The 14,375-nt window shown below is 42.3% G+C and carries 12 protein-coding genes; 2 read left to right on the top strand and 10 right to left on the bottom strand.

The genetic code is table 11. From position 1 onward, the window contains the following. Positions 1-2 precede the first annotated feature (2 nt). Complete coding sequence (locus KQI87_RS04505; protein WP_216459068.1) at positions 3-560, top strand: sensor histidine kinase; 558 nt, start codon at positions 3-5, stop codon at positions 558-560. Here KQI87_RS04505 and KQI87_RS04510 read toward each other — a convergent pair. The 4 genes from KQI87_RS04510 to KQI87_RS04525 are packed head-to-tail and all read right to left on the bottom strand — an operon-like array spanning position 475 to position 5,938. Beyond that, a complete protein-coding gene (locus tag KQI87_RS04510) occupies positions 475-1,728 on the bottom strand; it encodes an ABC transporter permease (RefSeq protein ID WP_216459069.1) in 1,254 nt (417 codons plus the stop codon). The two genes, KQI87_RS04505 and KQI87_RS04510, sit on opposite strands and share 86 nt — an antisense overlap. Before the next feature lie 18 nt (positions 1,729-1,746). Then, on the bottom strand, positions 1,747-3,768 hold the full coding sequence (locus KQI87_RS04515) for an HlyD family secretion protein (RefSeq protein ID WP_216459070.1): 2,022 nt from the start codon (positions 3,766-3,768) through the stop codon (positions 1,747-1,749). Between the two features lie 5 nt (positions 3,769-3,773). Next, on the bottom strand, positions 3,774-4,445 hold the full coding sequence (locus KQI87_RS04520) for an ABC transporter ATP-binding protein (protein WP_216459071.1): 672 nt from the start codon (positions 4,443-4,445) through the stop codon (positions 3,774-3,776). Next, positions 4,442-5,938 carry an efflux RND transporter periplasmic adaptor subunit gene (locus tag KQI87_RS04525; protein ID WP_216459072.1) on the bottom strand — a complete coding sequence of 499 codons (1,497 nt, stop codon included), beginning with the start codon at positions 5,936-5,938 and terminating at the stop codon, positions 4,442-4,444. Before KQI87_RS04525 ends, KQI87_RS04520 begins: the two co-directional genes overlap by 4 nt. A 255-nt stretch (positions 5,939-6,193) precedes the next feature. Here KQI87_RS04525 and KQI87_RS04530 point away from each other — a divergent pair, with 255 nt between their 5' ends. Further along, positions 6,194-7,465 carry a hypothetical protein gene (locus tag KQI87_RS04530; RefSeq protein ID WP_253292367.1) on the top strand — a complete coding sequence of 424 codons (1,272 nt, stop codon included), beginning with the start codon at positions 6,194-6,196 and terminating at the stop codon, positions 7,463-7,465. A 116-nt stretch (positions 7,466-7,581) separates the two neighbouring features. Here the strand turns inward: KQI87_RS04530 and KQI87_RS04535 are convergent, their stop codons facing one another. The 6 genes from KQI87_RS04535 to KQI87_RS04560 form a co-directional block, all read right to left on the bottom strand. Beyond that, entirely contained in the window at positions 7,582-8,340 is a 759-nt protein-coding gene (locus tag KQI87_RS04535) for a sulfite exporter TauE/SafE family protein (protein WP_216459073.1), read from the bottom strand. Positions 8,341-8,342: 2 nt separating this feature from the next. Continuing rightward, positions 8,343-10,139 carry an aspartate--tRNA ligase gene (gene aspS, locus KQI87_RS04540; protein WP_216459074.1) on the bottom strand — a complete coding sequence of 599 codons (1,797 nt, stop codon included), beginning with the start codon at positions 10,137-10,139 and terminating at the stop codon, positions 8,343-8,345. A 128-nt stretch (positions 10,140-10,267) separates the two neighbouring features. After that, the gene (gene hisS / locus KQI87_RS04545) at positions 10,268-11,524 is read right to left on the bottom strand and encodes a histidine--tRNA ligase (protein WP_216459075.1); all 1,257 of its coding nucleotides are present in this window, start codon (positions 11,522-11,524) and stop codon (positions 10,268-10,270) included. An 85-nt stretch (positions 11,525-11,609) separates the two neighbouring features. Continuing rightward, positions 11,610-12,206 carry an HD-GYP domain-containing protein gene (locus KQI87_RS04550; protein WP_216459076.1) on the bottom strand — a complete coding sequence of 199 codons (597 nt, stop codon included), beginning with the start codon at positions 12,204-12,206 and terminating at the stop codon, positions 11,610-11,612. A gap of 17 nt (positions 12,207-12,223) precedes the next feature. Continuing rightward, a complete protein-coding gene (hemZ, locus tag KQI87_RS04555) occupies positions 12,224-13,792 on the bottom strand; it encodes a coproporphyrinogen dehydrogenase HemZ (protein WP_216459097.1) in 1,569 nt (522 codons plus the stop codon). Further along, positions 13,743-14,372 carry an MBL fold metallo-hydrolase gene (locus KQI87_RS04560; protein WP_216459077.1) on the bottom strand — a complete coding sequence of 210 codons (630 nt, stop codon included), beginning with the start codon at positions 14,370-14,372 and terminating at the stop codon, positions 13,743-13,745. Before KQI87_RS04560 ends, hemZ begins: the two co-directional genes overlap by 50 nt. Positions 14,373-14,375 lie beyond the last annotated feature (3 nt).

Below are 14,375 nucleotides of genomic sequence, written 5' to 3' on the forward strand. Positions count from 1 at the left end.
AAATGCATCCTGTTCCCTGCGAACTGGATACTTTGGTTCTGGATACCTATGAAAAGTATGAAGCTTTGATGCAGGAGCATCATATGAACTTCTCTGTCGAACTGCCGGATGAAGAATTCCCACTCTGCAGTTGTGACCCGGAACGGATCAGTCAGGTTCTGGGAATCCTTCTGGACAATGCCATCAGTTATGTACCTGAACATGGAAAAATTCAGCTTACTCTTACGCAGAATTCCAGAGGTTTCTGTCTCGCAGTCATAGATAATGGTCCCGGAATTCCGGACTCTGCCAAGACATCTGTCTTCCGCCGTTTCTACAGAGCGGACTCTGCACGAAATAACAGACAGCATTTTGGACTTGGACTGTGTATTGCCTGTGAGATTGTTACTCTCCACCACGGTACTATTACCATCCAGGATACTCCGGGAGGCGGCTCTACTTTCCAGATTATCCTGCCGACATCTGATTTTCTATTTATTCACTGCGCAACGCATCGATCGGATTCAGATTGGCTGCTTTTACAGAAGGAAGCAATCCAAATACAACACCGATCACTGTAGAAAACAATACAGCGATTACGATAGACGGTACACTGATCGCCGTAGGTGAACCGGTTACTTTTCCTACCACTTTCGACAAACCAATTCCGGTCACAACTCCAATAATACCTCCGATACTGGTAAGTACAGAAGCCTCTGTCAGGAACTGACCAAGGATTGTCTTTTTACGTGCCCCGATAGCCTTTTTCAGACCAATCTCTTTGGTACGCTCTGTAACAGAAACCAACATGATGTTCATAACTCCGATACCGCCTACAAGCAGAGAAATACTTGCAATCCAGATCAGCTGATTATTGGTGCTCTCACTGAGTTTCTGCATACTCTTAACCTGCTTCATAATATCCTCAGCCTGATACTTCATCTTGCTGTTGGTATCTGATATTGTAATGGAATTATTCAATGTATCTGCCACAGAATTTCCTACAGAACTCATTGTATCTGTGCTGTCAGCTTTTACGATCACATTCTGCGGCACATCAAATTTAAAAGATATCGGCCAGCAGGCATCCGGGATCATAACGCTTCCAACGATTGACTGATAGTAAGTATAATATTCATCAATACTGTTGATCGTTGGCTGATAATTCTCATCCTGTCGGATCACACCTACAATCGTATATGGCTCCTGATTGATCTCCACCGTCTGTCCTACCGGATTCTGTGATGGAAACAGGTTCTCAGCTGCATTATTATCAATTAAAGCAACTTTATTATATTTCTGATAGTCATCTTTTACGAAGCCTCGGCCCGACTGAATCACATATCCGCAGGTAGCCAGATAATTTACATCAATCCCATAGACACTTCCACCATCCAGGCTGTTGTTATTATTATAAATAGAAGCACTGGTACTGTTATAATAAAATGTTGCATTCTCTACATGATCAAGATCCATGACTTCCTCTTTAACATCATCTGTCAGAACCGGTGCATTTGAAGAAGTTCCATATTCCGCGTCATACTGATTATCTCCATCATACAGATAAACATTTACTGTATTGGTTCCGGCTCCGATCAGATCTTCTTTGATCTGCTCACTGGTTCCCTTGATCGTAGAAACAATTGCAATGATAGATGCAATACCAATAATGATACCAAGCATGGTCAGGAAGGATCGCATCATATGTGACCATATTCCCTGAAATGCCAGGCGTATATTTTCAATCATAAAATGTCTCCTTTCTTATCAATATCCATACATCTCATCCAGAGTAACTTCTTTTGTCTTAGCTCCTTCTTTGATATCCTTTCCATAAGGAAACGCGATCAGGTCATCTTCGCTGAGGCCACCTTTAACGATCACACTATATCCACTGTCCACAGTAGCACCTACCGAAATCTCCTGTTTCTTCAGGACGCCATTATCGTCTTTATATACATAACTCTTACTGCTGTCACTTCTGACAAATGCTTTTTGAATGACCATACTGTTTTCTGAAGTAGTTGCTTCATAATTAATAGTAACCCAGTCCTGATCCTCCAGCTGAAGTGTCTTATCTGTCACCACCGCAGTAAATGCATAATAGGACACGTTCGGATTGCTGTTTCCGTAATAACTATTTCCACTTACCGGATATTCCGAAACATCCACAACTTCCGCCTCAAAGGTTCCACTGGTATAACTTGTACAGTTCAGCTTTGTTCCTTCTACAAAATCATCCAGCATCAGTTCACTGACTGAACCTATTACATAAAAGCCATCACTGCTTTTTATTTTGATCAGAGCCTTACCATCTGTTGTCTCTCCACTTCCGATGTCTCCAACAGAAGCAACTGTACCATCCAGCTTACTGCTGATAAGTTTCTTGTTTGCTTTCTTTTCCAGCTGAGAGATTTTAATATCACTCTCCTGAAGATCCAGTTTCAGACTTGCGATCTTACTCTTCTGGTATTTGATCGCATCTGCTCTGGAAACCGGAGTTCCTGTTGGCTCCACATCGTCTCCTCCCGGTGTATCGTCTCCGTCATCATCCGGAACATTATCATATTTTGATGCATCTGCAAGAGTAAATTCCACTTCTGCGAATTCATATACCGGTTTCTCCAGAAGACTTCCATTTACCAGATAGTAGCCTGTACAGGAAGATTTCAGATCTTCATAATCTGCTATTGTATCATTCTGGTGAAACTCCAGACGATACCAGTATCCACCCTGATGGACAACTTTTGTTCCATCATTACTATATCCTGCAAGCTTATTAAAGAAAGATCCCATTACTGTTACTTTCTCTTTTGCACTGCTGCACAGATATACATAGGGATCATCTTCAGTACCGGTACCGGTAAACGGGATAGAATCTGCATCCAGTTTCTGGTAAAACGGCTCGTCACCATCTGTGATATTCGGATCTCCCTTTGTATAATATGGATTAAAATATGTGGTATTGTCGTCCAGCACAGGCGTTGGTGTCGGAGATGGTTCCGGCGTATCATTTTTTCCCGGATCAAAATCTGTATTCTTTCCATCACTAAATCCATTTGCAGAAGGATCTGTGTATGCCGGACTATTATTATCTGCCATCGTACTATTCGAAGAATTATCTGCATTTCCGTTATCCGCAGACGCATTATCAGACGATGCCTGATCACCAGAAGCACTGCCTGAAGATGTGTTGTCGGAAGTATCTCCATCCGTAAAGGCAGAGAGTAAAAGCGGATGGATTGCTGCTGCCAGATAGTTTCCTGACATATCTGCTGTCGATGACAGAGTATCATCTGGAGTCATGTCGTCATCCCCTGATGTGCTGTCACTACTTCCTGTTGTGGAACTCAGATCATCTGCATCTGCTCCTGCATCCGTCTCCTCTACAGGGCCGCCATTCTGAAGACTGTTCAGTCTGTTCACTGCTTTATTCAGATCCTGTTCCAGTTTCTGTCTCTTTAATTTCGCTATGTTCAACTCCATCTCTACCAGAGTAGTATCAAAGGAAATCAGCGGATCTCCCTTCTTTACACTATCCCCTTTTGTTACATAAATCTGGTCAATGATCAAATCTTTGTCACCATTTACAGTCTGTGTAGCACTGGAAGTTATTGTTCCGTCAATCATTGTGGATGGTGTATAAAAATCCTGAAGTAATCCACTTACCGGAGTAACGCTTACAGTCTTCTCACTGTTCTTCTTCAGCTGCATCAGACCTGCAGTTATTCCACTTCCGGCAACTGCCACTACAAGTACACCTGCGAGGATTTTCTTTACTTTACCCATGAAGATCACCTCTTTTCCTGAAGGATACCATCTTTAATCGTAACTACTCTCTTTGCATGTGCTGCGATATCTGCATCATGAGTGATCATTAATACGGATACTCCTTCATCATTCAGTCTCTGGAAAAGCTCCATAACCTGTGCACCTGATTTACTGTCAAGAGCACCGGTAGGCTCATCTGCCAGAAGAAGCTTCGGATTATTCACGATCGCCCTTGCAATGGCAACTCGCTGCATCTGACCACCTGATAACTGATTAGGTTTGAAGTCAACTCTGTCTGCCAGTCCTACCCTGTCAAGTGCCTTCAGCGCACGTTCCTTTCTCTCTTTCTTTGGTACTTTTGCATAGTTCAGCGGCATCTCTACATTCGCCAGTGCACTCTGTTTCGGAAGAAGATGAAAACTCTGAAAAACAAATCCGATTTTATTCAGACGGATATCTGACATTGCATTCTCTGAGCATGCCTTAATATCTACTCCATCCAGAAAGAAGGTTCCTTCTGTCTGTTTATCCAGACATCCAATAATATTCATCAGAGTTGTTTTTCCTGAACCGGACGGTCCCATAATGGCTACATATTCGCCTTCTTCCATGGAAAAGTTTACATCTTTCAATACCGGAACTTTCATTTTACCCTGCTGATATTCTTTATAAATGCCTTTTAATTCCAGTATCATTCGATTCCCTCCACATCTTCACCAGCGCTCATACCTGGTGCCTCATCAATTGGTACAAGTTCTTCATTCGGATCGATCGTATCATCCGAACTGTCATCTGTCATATCCGTGGAGTTCTCATCCATATCCGTATCTGTAAAATCATCCGTGGAAGAATTCATGTCTACAGAATCCATCTGTGAGTCATCCAAATTTTCATAATCTGCATCCATGTCTGTAATGCCATCTGCACCACCACTCATAGTCTGTGCCAGATCACCGACTTCTGTCTTCTCGCCTTCTTCCAGAGCGTCTGTCGGGAATGCGATCGCATCCTTCTTTGTCAGGCCATCAACAATCTCATATTCGCCCAGATCGTCGTCATGCTTTCCAAGCGTCACATAACGCTTCTCCAGTCTGTTCTTATCATTTGCCGCCCATACATATGGTTCATTGGTATCTGTATCCAGAATATAATAATCGCTGAGCCATAGACCATCTTTCTGATCATCCTGTCCGATATCACGCTCTATGTACACATGCTGTCCAAGCATCAGATCTTCTGAAGAATCCAGTTCAACATAGAAAGGATAAGAAGTAGAGGTTGTTTGATCGTCAGAACTTGAACTGGACATACCAAAATACATATCACTGCTGTCACTATCTGAAGTTCCATTATTCATATCAATGGAACCCGTAGTTCCCTTCCAAGTCTTACTACTGTCTACTCTGGAACGGATGATCACCGATTCACCTGGAACAATAGAATCACGGTTCTGCTCATTTACCTTACCTTTAACTCTGTAAGCACCTGTACTGAGGATAGTGATAAATGCAGAGCTGTCCGAACTGCTGTCATCTGATGATATGCTATCCGCCGTACTGCTGTCATCTACAGAATCGCCATCATCGCTAGTCATTTTAGATGTATCAATCTTCTGGATCACTCCATCGATCTCACTTCTCACTTCTGTGTTCTGTGTAGCACTCTGAAGTTTATCAATCTCTGACTGCTTGCTCTTCTGACTATATTCATTTTTCTTAAGATTCATCTTATTTGTTTCAATCTCGATCGTATAAGATAACTGATCCTCTGCTTTTGCTTTCTGCTTCTCTGCCTCCAGTGTAGCTATCTGATCTGTCAGACTGATCTGTTCATTCTTTAATCTATCCAGATCCAACTGTGCCTGCTTCAAGTCATCCTCAATACTACTGAGATCATATTCAAAAAGAAGCTGTCCAGCTTTTACCTCTTCTCCGGTTTTTACCTGAACTTCTTTTACTTTACGTCCACTTTCTATCTTGACGTTTACGGTCTTCTGTGGTTCTACTACACCGGCAAAACGATTCGTTGCCGCTGTTTCTGTCCCTGTGATCAGACTGACTTTTGATACATATACGATTGAATCACCGGAGCTGCCCTGGCCATTTCCGTTAAAGTGATACCAGACTCCACCGCCGATACCACCCGCAGCGATCAGAATTCCCAAAACGATAAAAATACGTTTTTTCATAGTTGCCTCCTTGATGTTATCGCCTACATTGCTGCCAGCATTATTATACACTATTGCTTTTTTACATCAAAATTATTTACTTTCCTATCATAGCAGATTCCGTTCCAAAATGAAAGCTTTGAGGCTAAATGGTGGCGAATTTCACAAATTTTTCACGTATTTTTTATGAAATTCGTTTATAATTTTGGATTTTTTGACAGCCACTGCAAAATCTGGTAAAATGAACGGAAAGTACCGCGAAAGGAAAGAACATGTATGAATATAGTAAAACGTCTGATGCCTTTACTCTGTGTATTGCTTGTTCTGTTTGCTGTATCTGTAACCAGCAGCTGTTCACGCAATAATGAGTCAAGCGTAAAAGATGTCGTCAAAAATGAACTGGATCAGTTAAAGAATCTCAATTCAGAAACAACCCAGAAATATATACCATATAAAGAGCTGTTTCCCGATGCTACAGAGAACACGAATTTATCTGATGAAATCAATGAAGTATTTTCTCTCTTTTTCCAGAAATTTGATTACGAAATTCTGGATGTCAACGTCGATGCAGCAAATAATTCAGCCACTACTTCTGTTAAACTTACCACAATTGATGCCCAGGCTCTTGCCAAAGATTTTGCGGCAGAACTTCTCAGAACCAGGATTACAGAGGCGGCACAGGCACAAACTGGAAGTATTAAGGATTCTTCCAAATCTCTGGAGGCTCACTATCTGATTTTGAATCAGCTTCTGAAGAATAATGAATATGATTCAGCAGAAACAAACTGTTCCATACCGCTTGTTAATACCGGTAGTGATAAGAAAGAAAAATGGGAGATTCAATGTACAAATTCCCTGGAAAATGAGCTCGTCGGCGGTCTTATCGCTGATCTTGCCGATCCGGATATTCTTTCACCTGAGGATACTCTGACTGTCTATCTTGATACTCTTGAGAAACTGGACCTGAAGGAAATGAGTTCCTATCTGGGTGTGGTAAATATTATGAATACCGATGATCCTGCAAAAAACTCTATAGCAGCAGCCCTTGTAGAACAGGTACGCAAAAATTTTAAATATATTATCAAATCCAGCAGCGAAAATGGATATAATGCAACTGTTACAACTGAGATTACAACTTTTGACAGTGATTCCATTCTGTCTGATTATCAGTCAAGGCTTGATGATTATCTTGCTTCTGCAGATGCCGTCATTGATGGTTCTCAGAAACGATATGAGAAATCTCTGGAATTTCTCCTTGACAGTATTAACAATAACACTGCAACTACTGTCAATGATGTAGATTTTGTCCTTATCAATGATGGGGTTTCCTGGAAACTTCAGGATGAAGGAAATACCCTGGGGGATGCAATCTTTGGGACTTTGACAGATTCCCCGCTCGAGAATTCTCAGGATACCGATTCCAAGGATACTGATTCTCAGAACAACCAAAATGCCCCTAATTCCGATCCATCTACTGACAGCCCCAACAACAGTAACTCCGATAGCGATAGCAACGGTCCTCTCAAAGACTCGCATAATTTAGTATAAAAATTATCTTTCCTATATTTCGGATATCATTCTACTATATCCTTAAGAAAAAATAAAAGAGACATTCTTACACAAATACACGAAAGAATGATCTCTTTTATTTTTTCTTATTCTTTTTACATACCCGTTATGATCTTAATAAACAACAATACTAACACGATCAGAATGATCGGTCTAACAATTTTGTTACCATTCTTCATTACCATACCTGCTCCTGCATAATGTCCTGCAATAGAGAAAACAGAAGCTGCAAGTCCCAGGAGCACGATAATTTTACCACTAAAGAGGAAAACAAATAATGCCATTATATTAGAAGAAAGATTTGCCAGTTTCATGGTTCCGGAAGCCTTTGCTACAGGAAGTTTTGCTACTCCTGTATACAAAATCAGGAGAAAGGTACCTGTTCCAGGTCCGTAGAAACCATCATAGCAGCCAACAATAAAAGAACAAACTGCACACAGTAGCCATTGTTTCTTTCTGGAAATCTCTACGTTGCTGTTATCGTCCAGGTTTTTCTTCTTCAGTATATAAAACGCAACGACCGGAAGTACCGGGATCAGCATGCCTTTTAAAATTTTATCACTGGCAAGAAGTGCAAGATGTGCACCGATAAAAGAGCCCACCACTGCCATAGAGACACACGGAAGAGCTACGCCCCAGTCAACAAATTTATTCTTACAAAGACGTGCTGTGGAAATAGCAGTACCTGTCGCAGAAGACAGCTTGTTCGTCGCAATCGCATTGTGCATAGGAACTCCCGCAAGCAAATACGCAGGCAGGGAGATCAAGCCTCCACCGCCTGCGATAGAATCAACAAGTCCTGCAAGGAACACTAACGGGCATACAATCAGAAATGTCTGAATTGTAAGCTCCATCTTTATTCAGTTACTTCCTCCGGTCTTACTTCCAGTTCCAGTTCTTTTAACTGTTCCTCGCTTACGCGGCTCGGGGTCTGAGTCATCAGACAGGAAGCATCTTTTACTTTAGGGAATGCGATTACATCACGAATACTGTCAACTTTAGCCATAAGCATTACTAGACGGTCAAGTCCGTATGCCAGTCCAGCGTGAGGCGGAACTCCGTATTTGAATGCATCCAGAAGGAATCCGAACTGTTCGTGGGCAGCTTCTTTTGTGAATCCAAGTGCTTCAAACATTCTCTCCTGAATGTCATCCTGATGGATTCTTACACTACCACCACCGATTTCATTACCGTTTAATACGATATCGTATGCTTTTGCACGAACTTTTCCAGGATCTGTATCCAGAAGCGGAAGGTCCTCTTCCATAAGCATGGTAAATGGATGATGCATTGCTGTGAAACGATTCTCTTCTTCGCTCCACTCAAGAAGCGGGAACTCTGTTACCCATACGAAACGATATTCATTCTTGTCAAGCAGATCCATCTGTTTTGCAAGTTCCAGACGAAGTCCACCAAGTACATCATAAACCAGTTTCTTCTTGTCTGCTGCAAACAGAAGCAGATCTCCTGGCTTACCATCCATAGCAGCTATCAGCGCGTCCATCTCTTCATCTGTCATGAATTTGGCGAAAGAAGACTTTCTTGTACCGTCTTCAGCGATTGCAATGTATGCAAGACCTTTTGCACCGTAGCCTTTTGCAAATTCAACCAGTTTATCAATCTTCTTACGAGGCATAGCGCCCTGTCCTTCTGCGTTGATACCGCGAACACTGCCGCCATTCTCCAGAGCAGAAGTAAATACACCAAATCCACAGTTCTTAACTACATCACTTACATCATGCAGTTCCATTCCAAAACGCATATCCGGTTTATCGGAACCGAATCTGTCCATAGCTTCCTGCCATGTGATACGCTGGATTGGAAGTTTCACATCAATATCAAGTACTTCTTTGAACAGATATGCAAGGAATCTCTCGTTTACATCGATAACGTCATCAACATCTACGAAAGAGAGTTCCATATCGATCTGTGTGAACTCCGGCTGTCTGTCAGCACGAAGGTCTTCATCACGGAAACATCTTGCAATCTGGATATAACGGTCATAGCCGGAGCACATCAGAAGCTGTTTGTACAGCTGCGGTGACTGTGGCAGACCATAAAAGCTTCCTGGATGAACACGGGATGGTACCAGATAGTCTCTCGCACCTTCCGGTGTACTCTTGCCGAGCATTGGTGTTTCAATTTCAAGGAATCCTTCTTTTGCGAAGAACTGTCTTGTGAGCATCATAACTTTGCTCTTCAGCATAATATTCTTCTGAAGATCCGGTCTTCTTAAGTCAAGATAACGATATTTCAGACGGATTTCTTCTTTTGTCTTGCTGTTTTCTTCGACTGGGAACGGTGGTACCTCTGCCTCAGACAGAACACGAAGAGATTTTACGCGAAGCTCGATCTCACCTGTTGCAAGATTCTTATTAACAGCGCCGCCTCTTTCTTCTACCACACCGGTAACTGCGATTACAAATTCGCTTCTGAGTTTACCGGCTTTTGCAAAACCTTCTTCGTCAATGCTGCCGTTCTCGAAGATCAGCTGCATGATACCGGAACGGTCTCTTAAATCTACAAAAATGATTCCGCCTTTATCACGGGCTTTCTGAACCCATCCCATAAGGACGACTTCTTTGCCGATCATTTCCTTTGTCACTTCTGCACATCGGCATGTTCTGTGCAGTCCCTGCATACTTTCAGCCATGTTTTTTTCCTCTTTTCATGCTTTTCTATATTATTACAACTATTCTCTCCATCAACATCAACGCTTTACGTTGTGCATACCGGAGTTTGGCTTAATAGCTATTATCAATTTAGTATTACTTCAAATTATTACATTCTGTCTTTGAAGAACTCTACAAACTCTGTATAACCTTCTGCAGTCATCTGGTCTTTCTGGAATTTCTTGTTCTTCTTCATGATAGAAATGTTGATCTGTGTTCCTGCATTACGCTCTTCCTGAGCCTGTTTCAGGATTGTCAGCATCTTGTCAGCCGGCATGTTCTTCTCAACAAGATATGCTTTCTTGCCATTCTTTGTCGGGATTTCGTAATTTCTCTCAAGGAGAAGCATTACGATTCTCTCGAATCCGATGGAGAAACCACATGCAGATGTATTATTTCCGGTAAATTTACCGATCATCTCATCGTAACGTCCGCCGCCGCCTACGCTGCCGCCGAACTCATCCATGGAAATCTCGAAGATCGGACCTGTATAATAGGACATTCCACGTACCAGAGTCGGATCAAAGGACATCTTGAAGTCTGCTGTCTTAACAGAATCTACAGTAGAAATAATAGTCTCAAGATCCTCAGCGACCTTCGGATCCAGAACGTCTTTTAACTTCTCTTTGCAGTAACGGACACCCTCGATATCAGAAGTGATCTCTTTGAAGAGTCCAAGATAAGTATCAATGCTCTCTTTTGCAAATCCTTCTTTCTCCAGTTCCTCTGCAACACCTTCCAGACCGATCTTGTCCATCTTGTCCAGAATGATAAATACTGTGTCAAAGCTCTCCTGCGGGAATCCGCTGTACTGAGCCATTGCCTTTAAGATCTTTCTGTCATTGATACGGATGGTAAAGTTGTGGAAATCCAGCTTGCCAAGTAAAGTTGTGGTAGCCAGAACCAGTTCGATCTCAGCCAGGTAAGTCGGCTCACCCAGAATATCGATATCGCACTGCATAAACTGACGGAAACGTCCTCTCTGCGGTCTGTCTGCTCTCCATACATTTCCCATCTGAAGTGCCTTGAACGGAGCCGGAAGCTCGTTGGCATTGTTGGAATAATATCTGGAAAGCGGCACTGTCAGGTCGTAGCGGAGTCCGGAATCAACCAGATCACTCTCTGTCTGTGCTTCTGCAAGTTTCAGTTTCTCTCCACGTTTCAGGATCTTGAAGATCAGTTTCTCATTCTCTCCACCCTGTTTGCTGGAAAGGTTCTCAATGTGTTCCACACATGGTGTCTCTATAGATGAAAAACCAAATGTGCCATATGTCTCACGGATCATATTCATTACATAATTACGGATTTCCATCTCTTTTGGTAAAATGTCTTTCATACCGGTTACCGGTTTCTTCTTTAATGCCATGTTGTCCTCCTCTTTTATGGTATTCAATATTACTGATTTATCTCAGTAACATATCAGCCTTATTTTATTTTAGGAAACGGATCATCTACGAAAGCTGTGTTTTATGAAAATTCAATCCATCCCCATTATGAACCACTCTCTGAAATGCAAGAAAAACCTGCATATCAAAATTCTTCACTTCATCGATCATCAGTTCCATGACCGTAGAGATATCAAATCCCTTTCTGTACGGTCTGTCAGTGATCAATGCTGCATATACATCGCAGACTCTGAGGATCCGTGCGCCTATGGGAATCTCATCCCCTGCTTTATTGGACGGATATCCACTGCCATCATAATTCTCATGATGGTACAGGATACTCTCCAATACAAAGTCCGAGTATCCCTGGTCTTTCAGCTCCTCATATCCCAAGGTAGAATGCATGCGGACATACTTCAGTTCCTCAATTACCAGAGGATCCTGCTCCTGTCCGTTAATATAACTTGTCAGCTTCAGCTTTCCTATGTCATGGAGCATTCCTGCTATCGCAAGCTCATAGCACTGTTCATGGGGCAGTCCCAGCTCCTCTGCAACTGCGTAGGCCAGATTACTTACCAGCATTCCATGATGCAGTTCAGAAGCAAGGTCAAACTCCAGGATTCTCTCCTGTGAGCCTGCTGCTGTCTTTTGTACTGTATCCAAAATGTTACCTCCACATCTTACAGCCAGATAGCTATTGCTTTCCGTTTTCTCTCGATCATCTCATCAATGCGGGAAATATAATTGGAAACATCCTTTACATTCTCCACACGTTCGATCCTCTTGCCATGGTCAAAGACCAGCTTGGAAGAACCGCCTGCACCCAGTGCAATGATCGGCTGTTTCTCCTCCATAATCAGTATATTGTAAATTCCGGCTTTGTCAACCTTTGCATAGCCAACATTTTCAAAATTTCCCTTCATATTCTTCTGTCTGTACAGATAATAAGGACCCATTCCCATCTCATATGCGGTTTTCATAGTCAGATCCATGATCTCCTGATTATTCTCAAAAGACATTTCCTGATATTTTTCTTTGAAAATGTTAAGTCTCGCAGCACGTTTCACTGCCAGAGAATGTACGGTAATGCTGTCCGGAGCCAGTTCACGAACCTGCTCAAGAGTACGCTCTACCATATAGATATCTTCACCCGGAAGACCTACGATCAGATCCATATTAATGTTATCAAATCCCAGCTCTCTTGCCAGATGGAAGGCTTCTTTTGTCTGATCTACGGTATGCTTACGTCCGATGATCTCCAGTGTTTCCTGATTCATGGTCTGTGGATTTACAGAAATTCTTGTTACCGGATATTCACGGATTGCTTCCAGTTTCTCGCGTGTGATGCTGTCCGGTCTTCCAGCCTCTACAGTAAATTCAGCAAGTCCCTCAAATCCGAAAGTCTCTCCTACTGTATTCAGCAGCTTACGGATCTGATGCGGAAGCAGTGTAGTCGGTGTACCGCCGCCAATATAAATGGTATCCAGCTTTTTGCCCTTCATCATAAGAGCTGTTTCTCTTACTTCTTTGCAGAGAGCTTCCACATACTCATCTGTTCTCTTCTCCCAAACTTTCAGTGGATAAGAACTGAAAGAACAGTACAGACAAATACTTGGACAGAATGGGATTCCAATATAAAGACTATATCCATTCTCATAATCAATGTCCTTGAGAATCTCTCTTTCTCTGTTTGCAATAGTAATGGCAAGCGCTGTTTTCTGCGGACTTACCAGATATTTCTCACGCATCTCCTGCGCTACTTCCGTATTCTTCATTCCTGATTCAATCATTCCCATCGCCAGCTTGGCAGGACGGATTCCTGTCAGATTTCCCCACGGAAGGGTTTTGCCTGTAAGCTTTACCAGAAGCTGATACAGTGCATATTTGATGGAATCTTTATTCTCTTTTCTCAGAGCATGAGCATCTTTTATTCCGCATTCTGCGTTCTCACCTGTTGTCTCATCTGTGATAACTTCTGCAGTAATTGCTCCTTTTTTCTCTGTTTCCTGGTTCGGCAGATTCTCTGCTCTTTCGTATTTTATGATATAATTGTCATTTTCCCGTTCCACACGGAAGCGGAGGTCATACTCTGCTTCATCATCTTCATAAAGAGTATGGATCTCCGCTTCGGGGTAAAACGCTTTGATCAATTCATAAACATCATGTTCAAATTCTCTGTTCTCAAACAGAATGCCTATTTTATACAAATGGATTATACCTCTTTTCGTAACCAATGGTGGTAGATGCATCATGTCCCGGGAAAACTTCCGTTTCCTCAGGGAGTGAATCTACCAGTTTATGCAGGCTTCGCACAATATCTGCTGTACTTCCGCCCGGGAAATCTGTTCTGCCTACCGAACCATAGAATACTGTATCACCACTAAACAGAACATCCTCATCCTTCAGATAGTAACAACAGCTTCCCTTTGTATGTCCCGGTGTATGGATCATCTGAATAGAAAAACCTGCCAGTTTGATCACATCCAAATCCTCCAGAAATACATCCGGCACGATAGAGCAGTTTCTGCCATAATGAGCTGTCATATTGACAGACGGCTCGCGAAGCATCTCTTCTTCCTGACGACAGGCGTAAATCGGAATATTATACTTATCCTTTACTGCCTGTGCTGCCGTGATATGATCAAAATGTCCATGTGTAAGCAGGATTGCCACCGGTTTCGCATTCATCTGGGAAACTTTCAGTTCAATCTTCTCCGGACAGTCTGCAGGATCTATGACGATCACTTCTCCGGTTTCTTTATTCTTAAGGAAATAGCAGTTTGTATACACAGGTCCTAATATACATTTCTGTAATTCTAAGTTCTTCATGTA

The sequence above is a fragment of the Blautia sp. MSJ-9 genome (assembly GCF_018919065.1).
Taxonomy (GTDB): domain Bacteria; phylum Bacillota; class Clostridia; order Lachnospirales; family Lachnospiraceae; genus Blautia_A.

What these genes read in the sequence shown, in the direction of transcription:
- aspS (WP_216459074.1), bottom strand. Translation starts at nt 10,139, where the DNA reads ATGGCTGAAAGTATGCAGGGACTGCACAGAACATGCCGATGTGCAGAA.
- KQI87_RS04560 (WP_216459077.1), bottom strand. Translation starts at nt 14,372, where the DNA reads ATGAAGAACTTAGAATTACAGAAATGTATATTAGGACCTGTGTATACA.
- KQI87_RS04535 (WP_216459073.1), bottom strand. Translation starts at nt 8,340, where the DNA reads ATGGAGCTTACAATTCAGACATTTCTGATTGTATGCCCGTTAGTGTTC.
- KQI87_RS04505 (WP_216459068.1), top strand. Translation starts at nt 3, where the DNA reads ATGCATCCTGTTCCCTGCGAACTGGATACTTTGGTTCTGGATACCTAT.
- hemZ (WP_216459097.1), bottom strand. Translation starts at nt 13,792, where the DNA reads ATGCATCTACCACCATTGGTTACGAAAAGAGGTATAATCCATTTGTAT.
- KQI87_RS04530 (WP_253292367.1), top strand. Translation starts at nt 6,194, where the DNA reads ATGAATATAGTAAAACGTCTGATGCCTTTACTCTGTGTATTGCTTGTT.
- KQI87_RS04525 (WP_216459072.1), bottom strand. Translation starts at nt 5,938, where the DNA reads ATGAAAAAACGTATTTTTATCGTTTTGGGAATTCTGATCGCTGCGGGT.
- KQI87_RS04515 (WP_216459070.1), bottom strand. Translation starts at nt 3,768, where the DNA reads ATGGGTAAAGTAAAGAAAATCCTCGCAGGTGTACTTGTAGTGGCAGTT.
- KQI87_RS04520 (WP_216459071.1), bottom strand. Translation starts at nt 4,445, where the DNA reads ATGATACTGGAATTAAAAGGCATTTATAAAGAATATCAGCAGGGTAAA.
- KQI87_RS04510 (WP_216459069.1), bottom strand. Translation starts at nt 1,728, where the DNA reads ATGATTGAAAATATACGCCTGGCATTTCAGGGAATATGGTCACATATG.
- hisS (WP_216459075.1), bottom strand. Translation starts at nt 11,524, where the DNA reads ATGGCATTAAAGAAGAAACCGGTAACCGGTATGAAAGACATTTTACCA.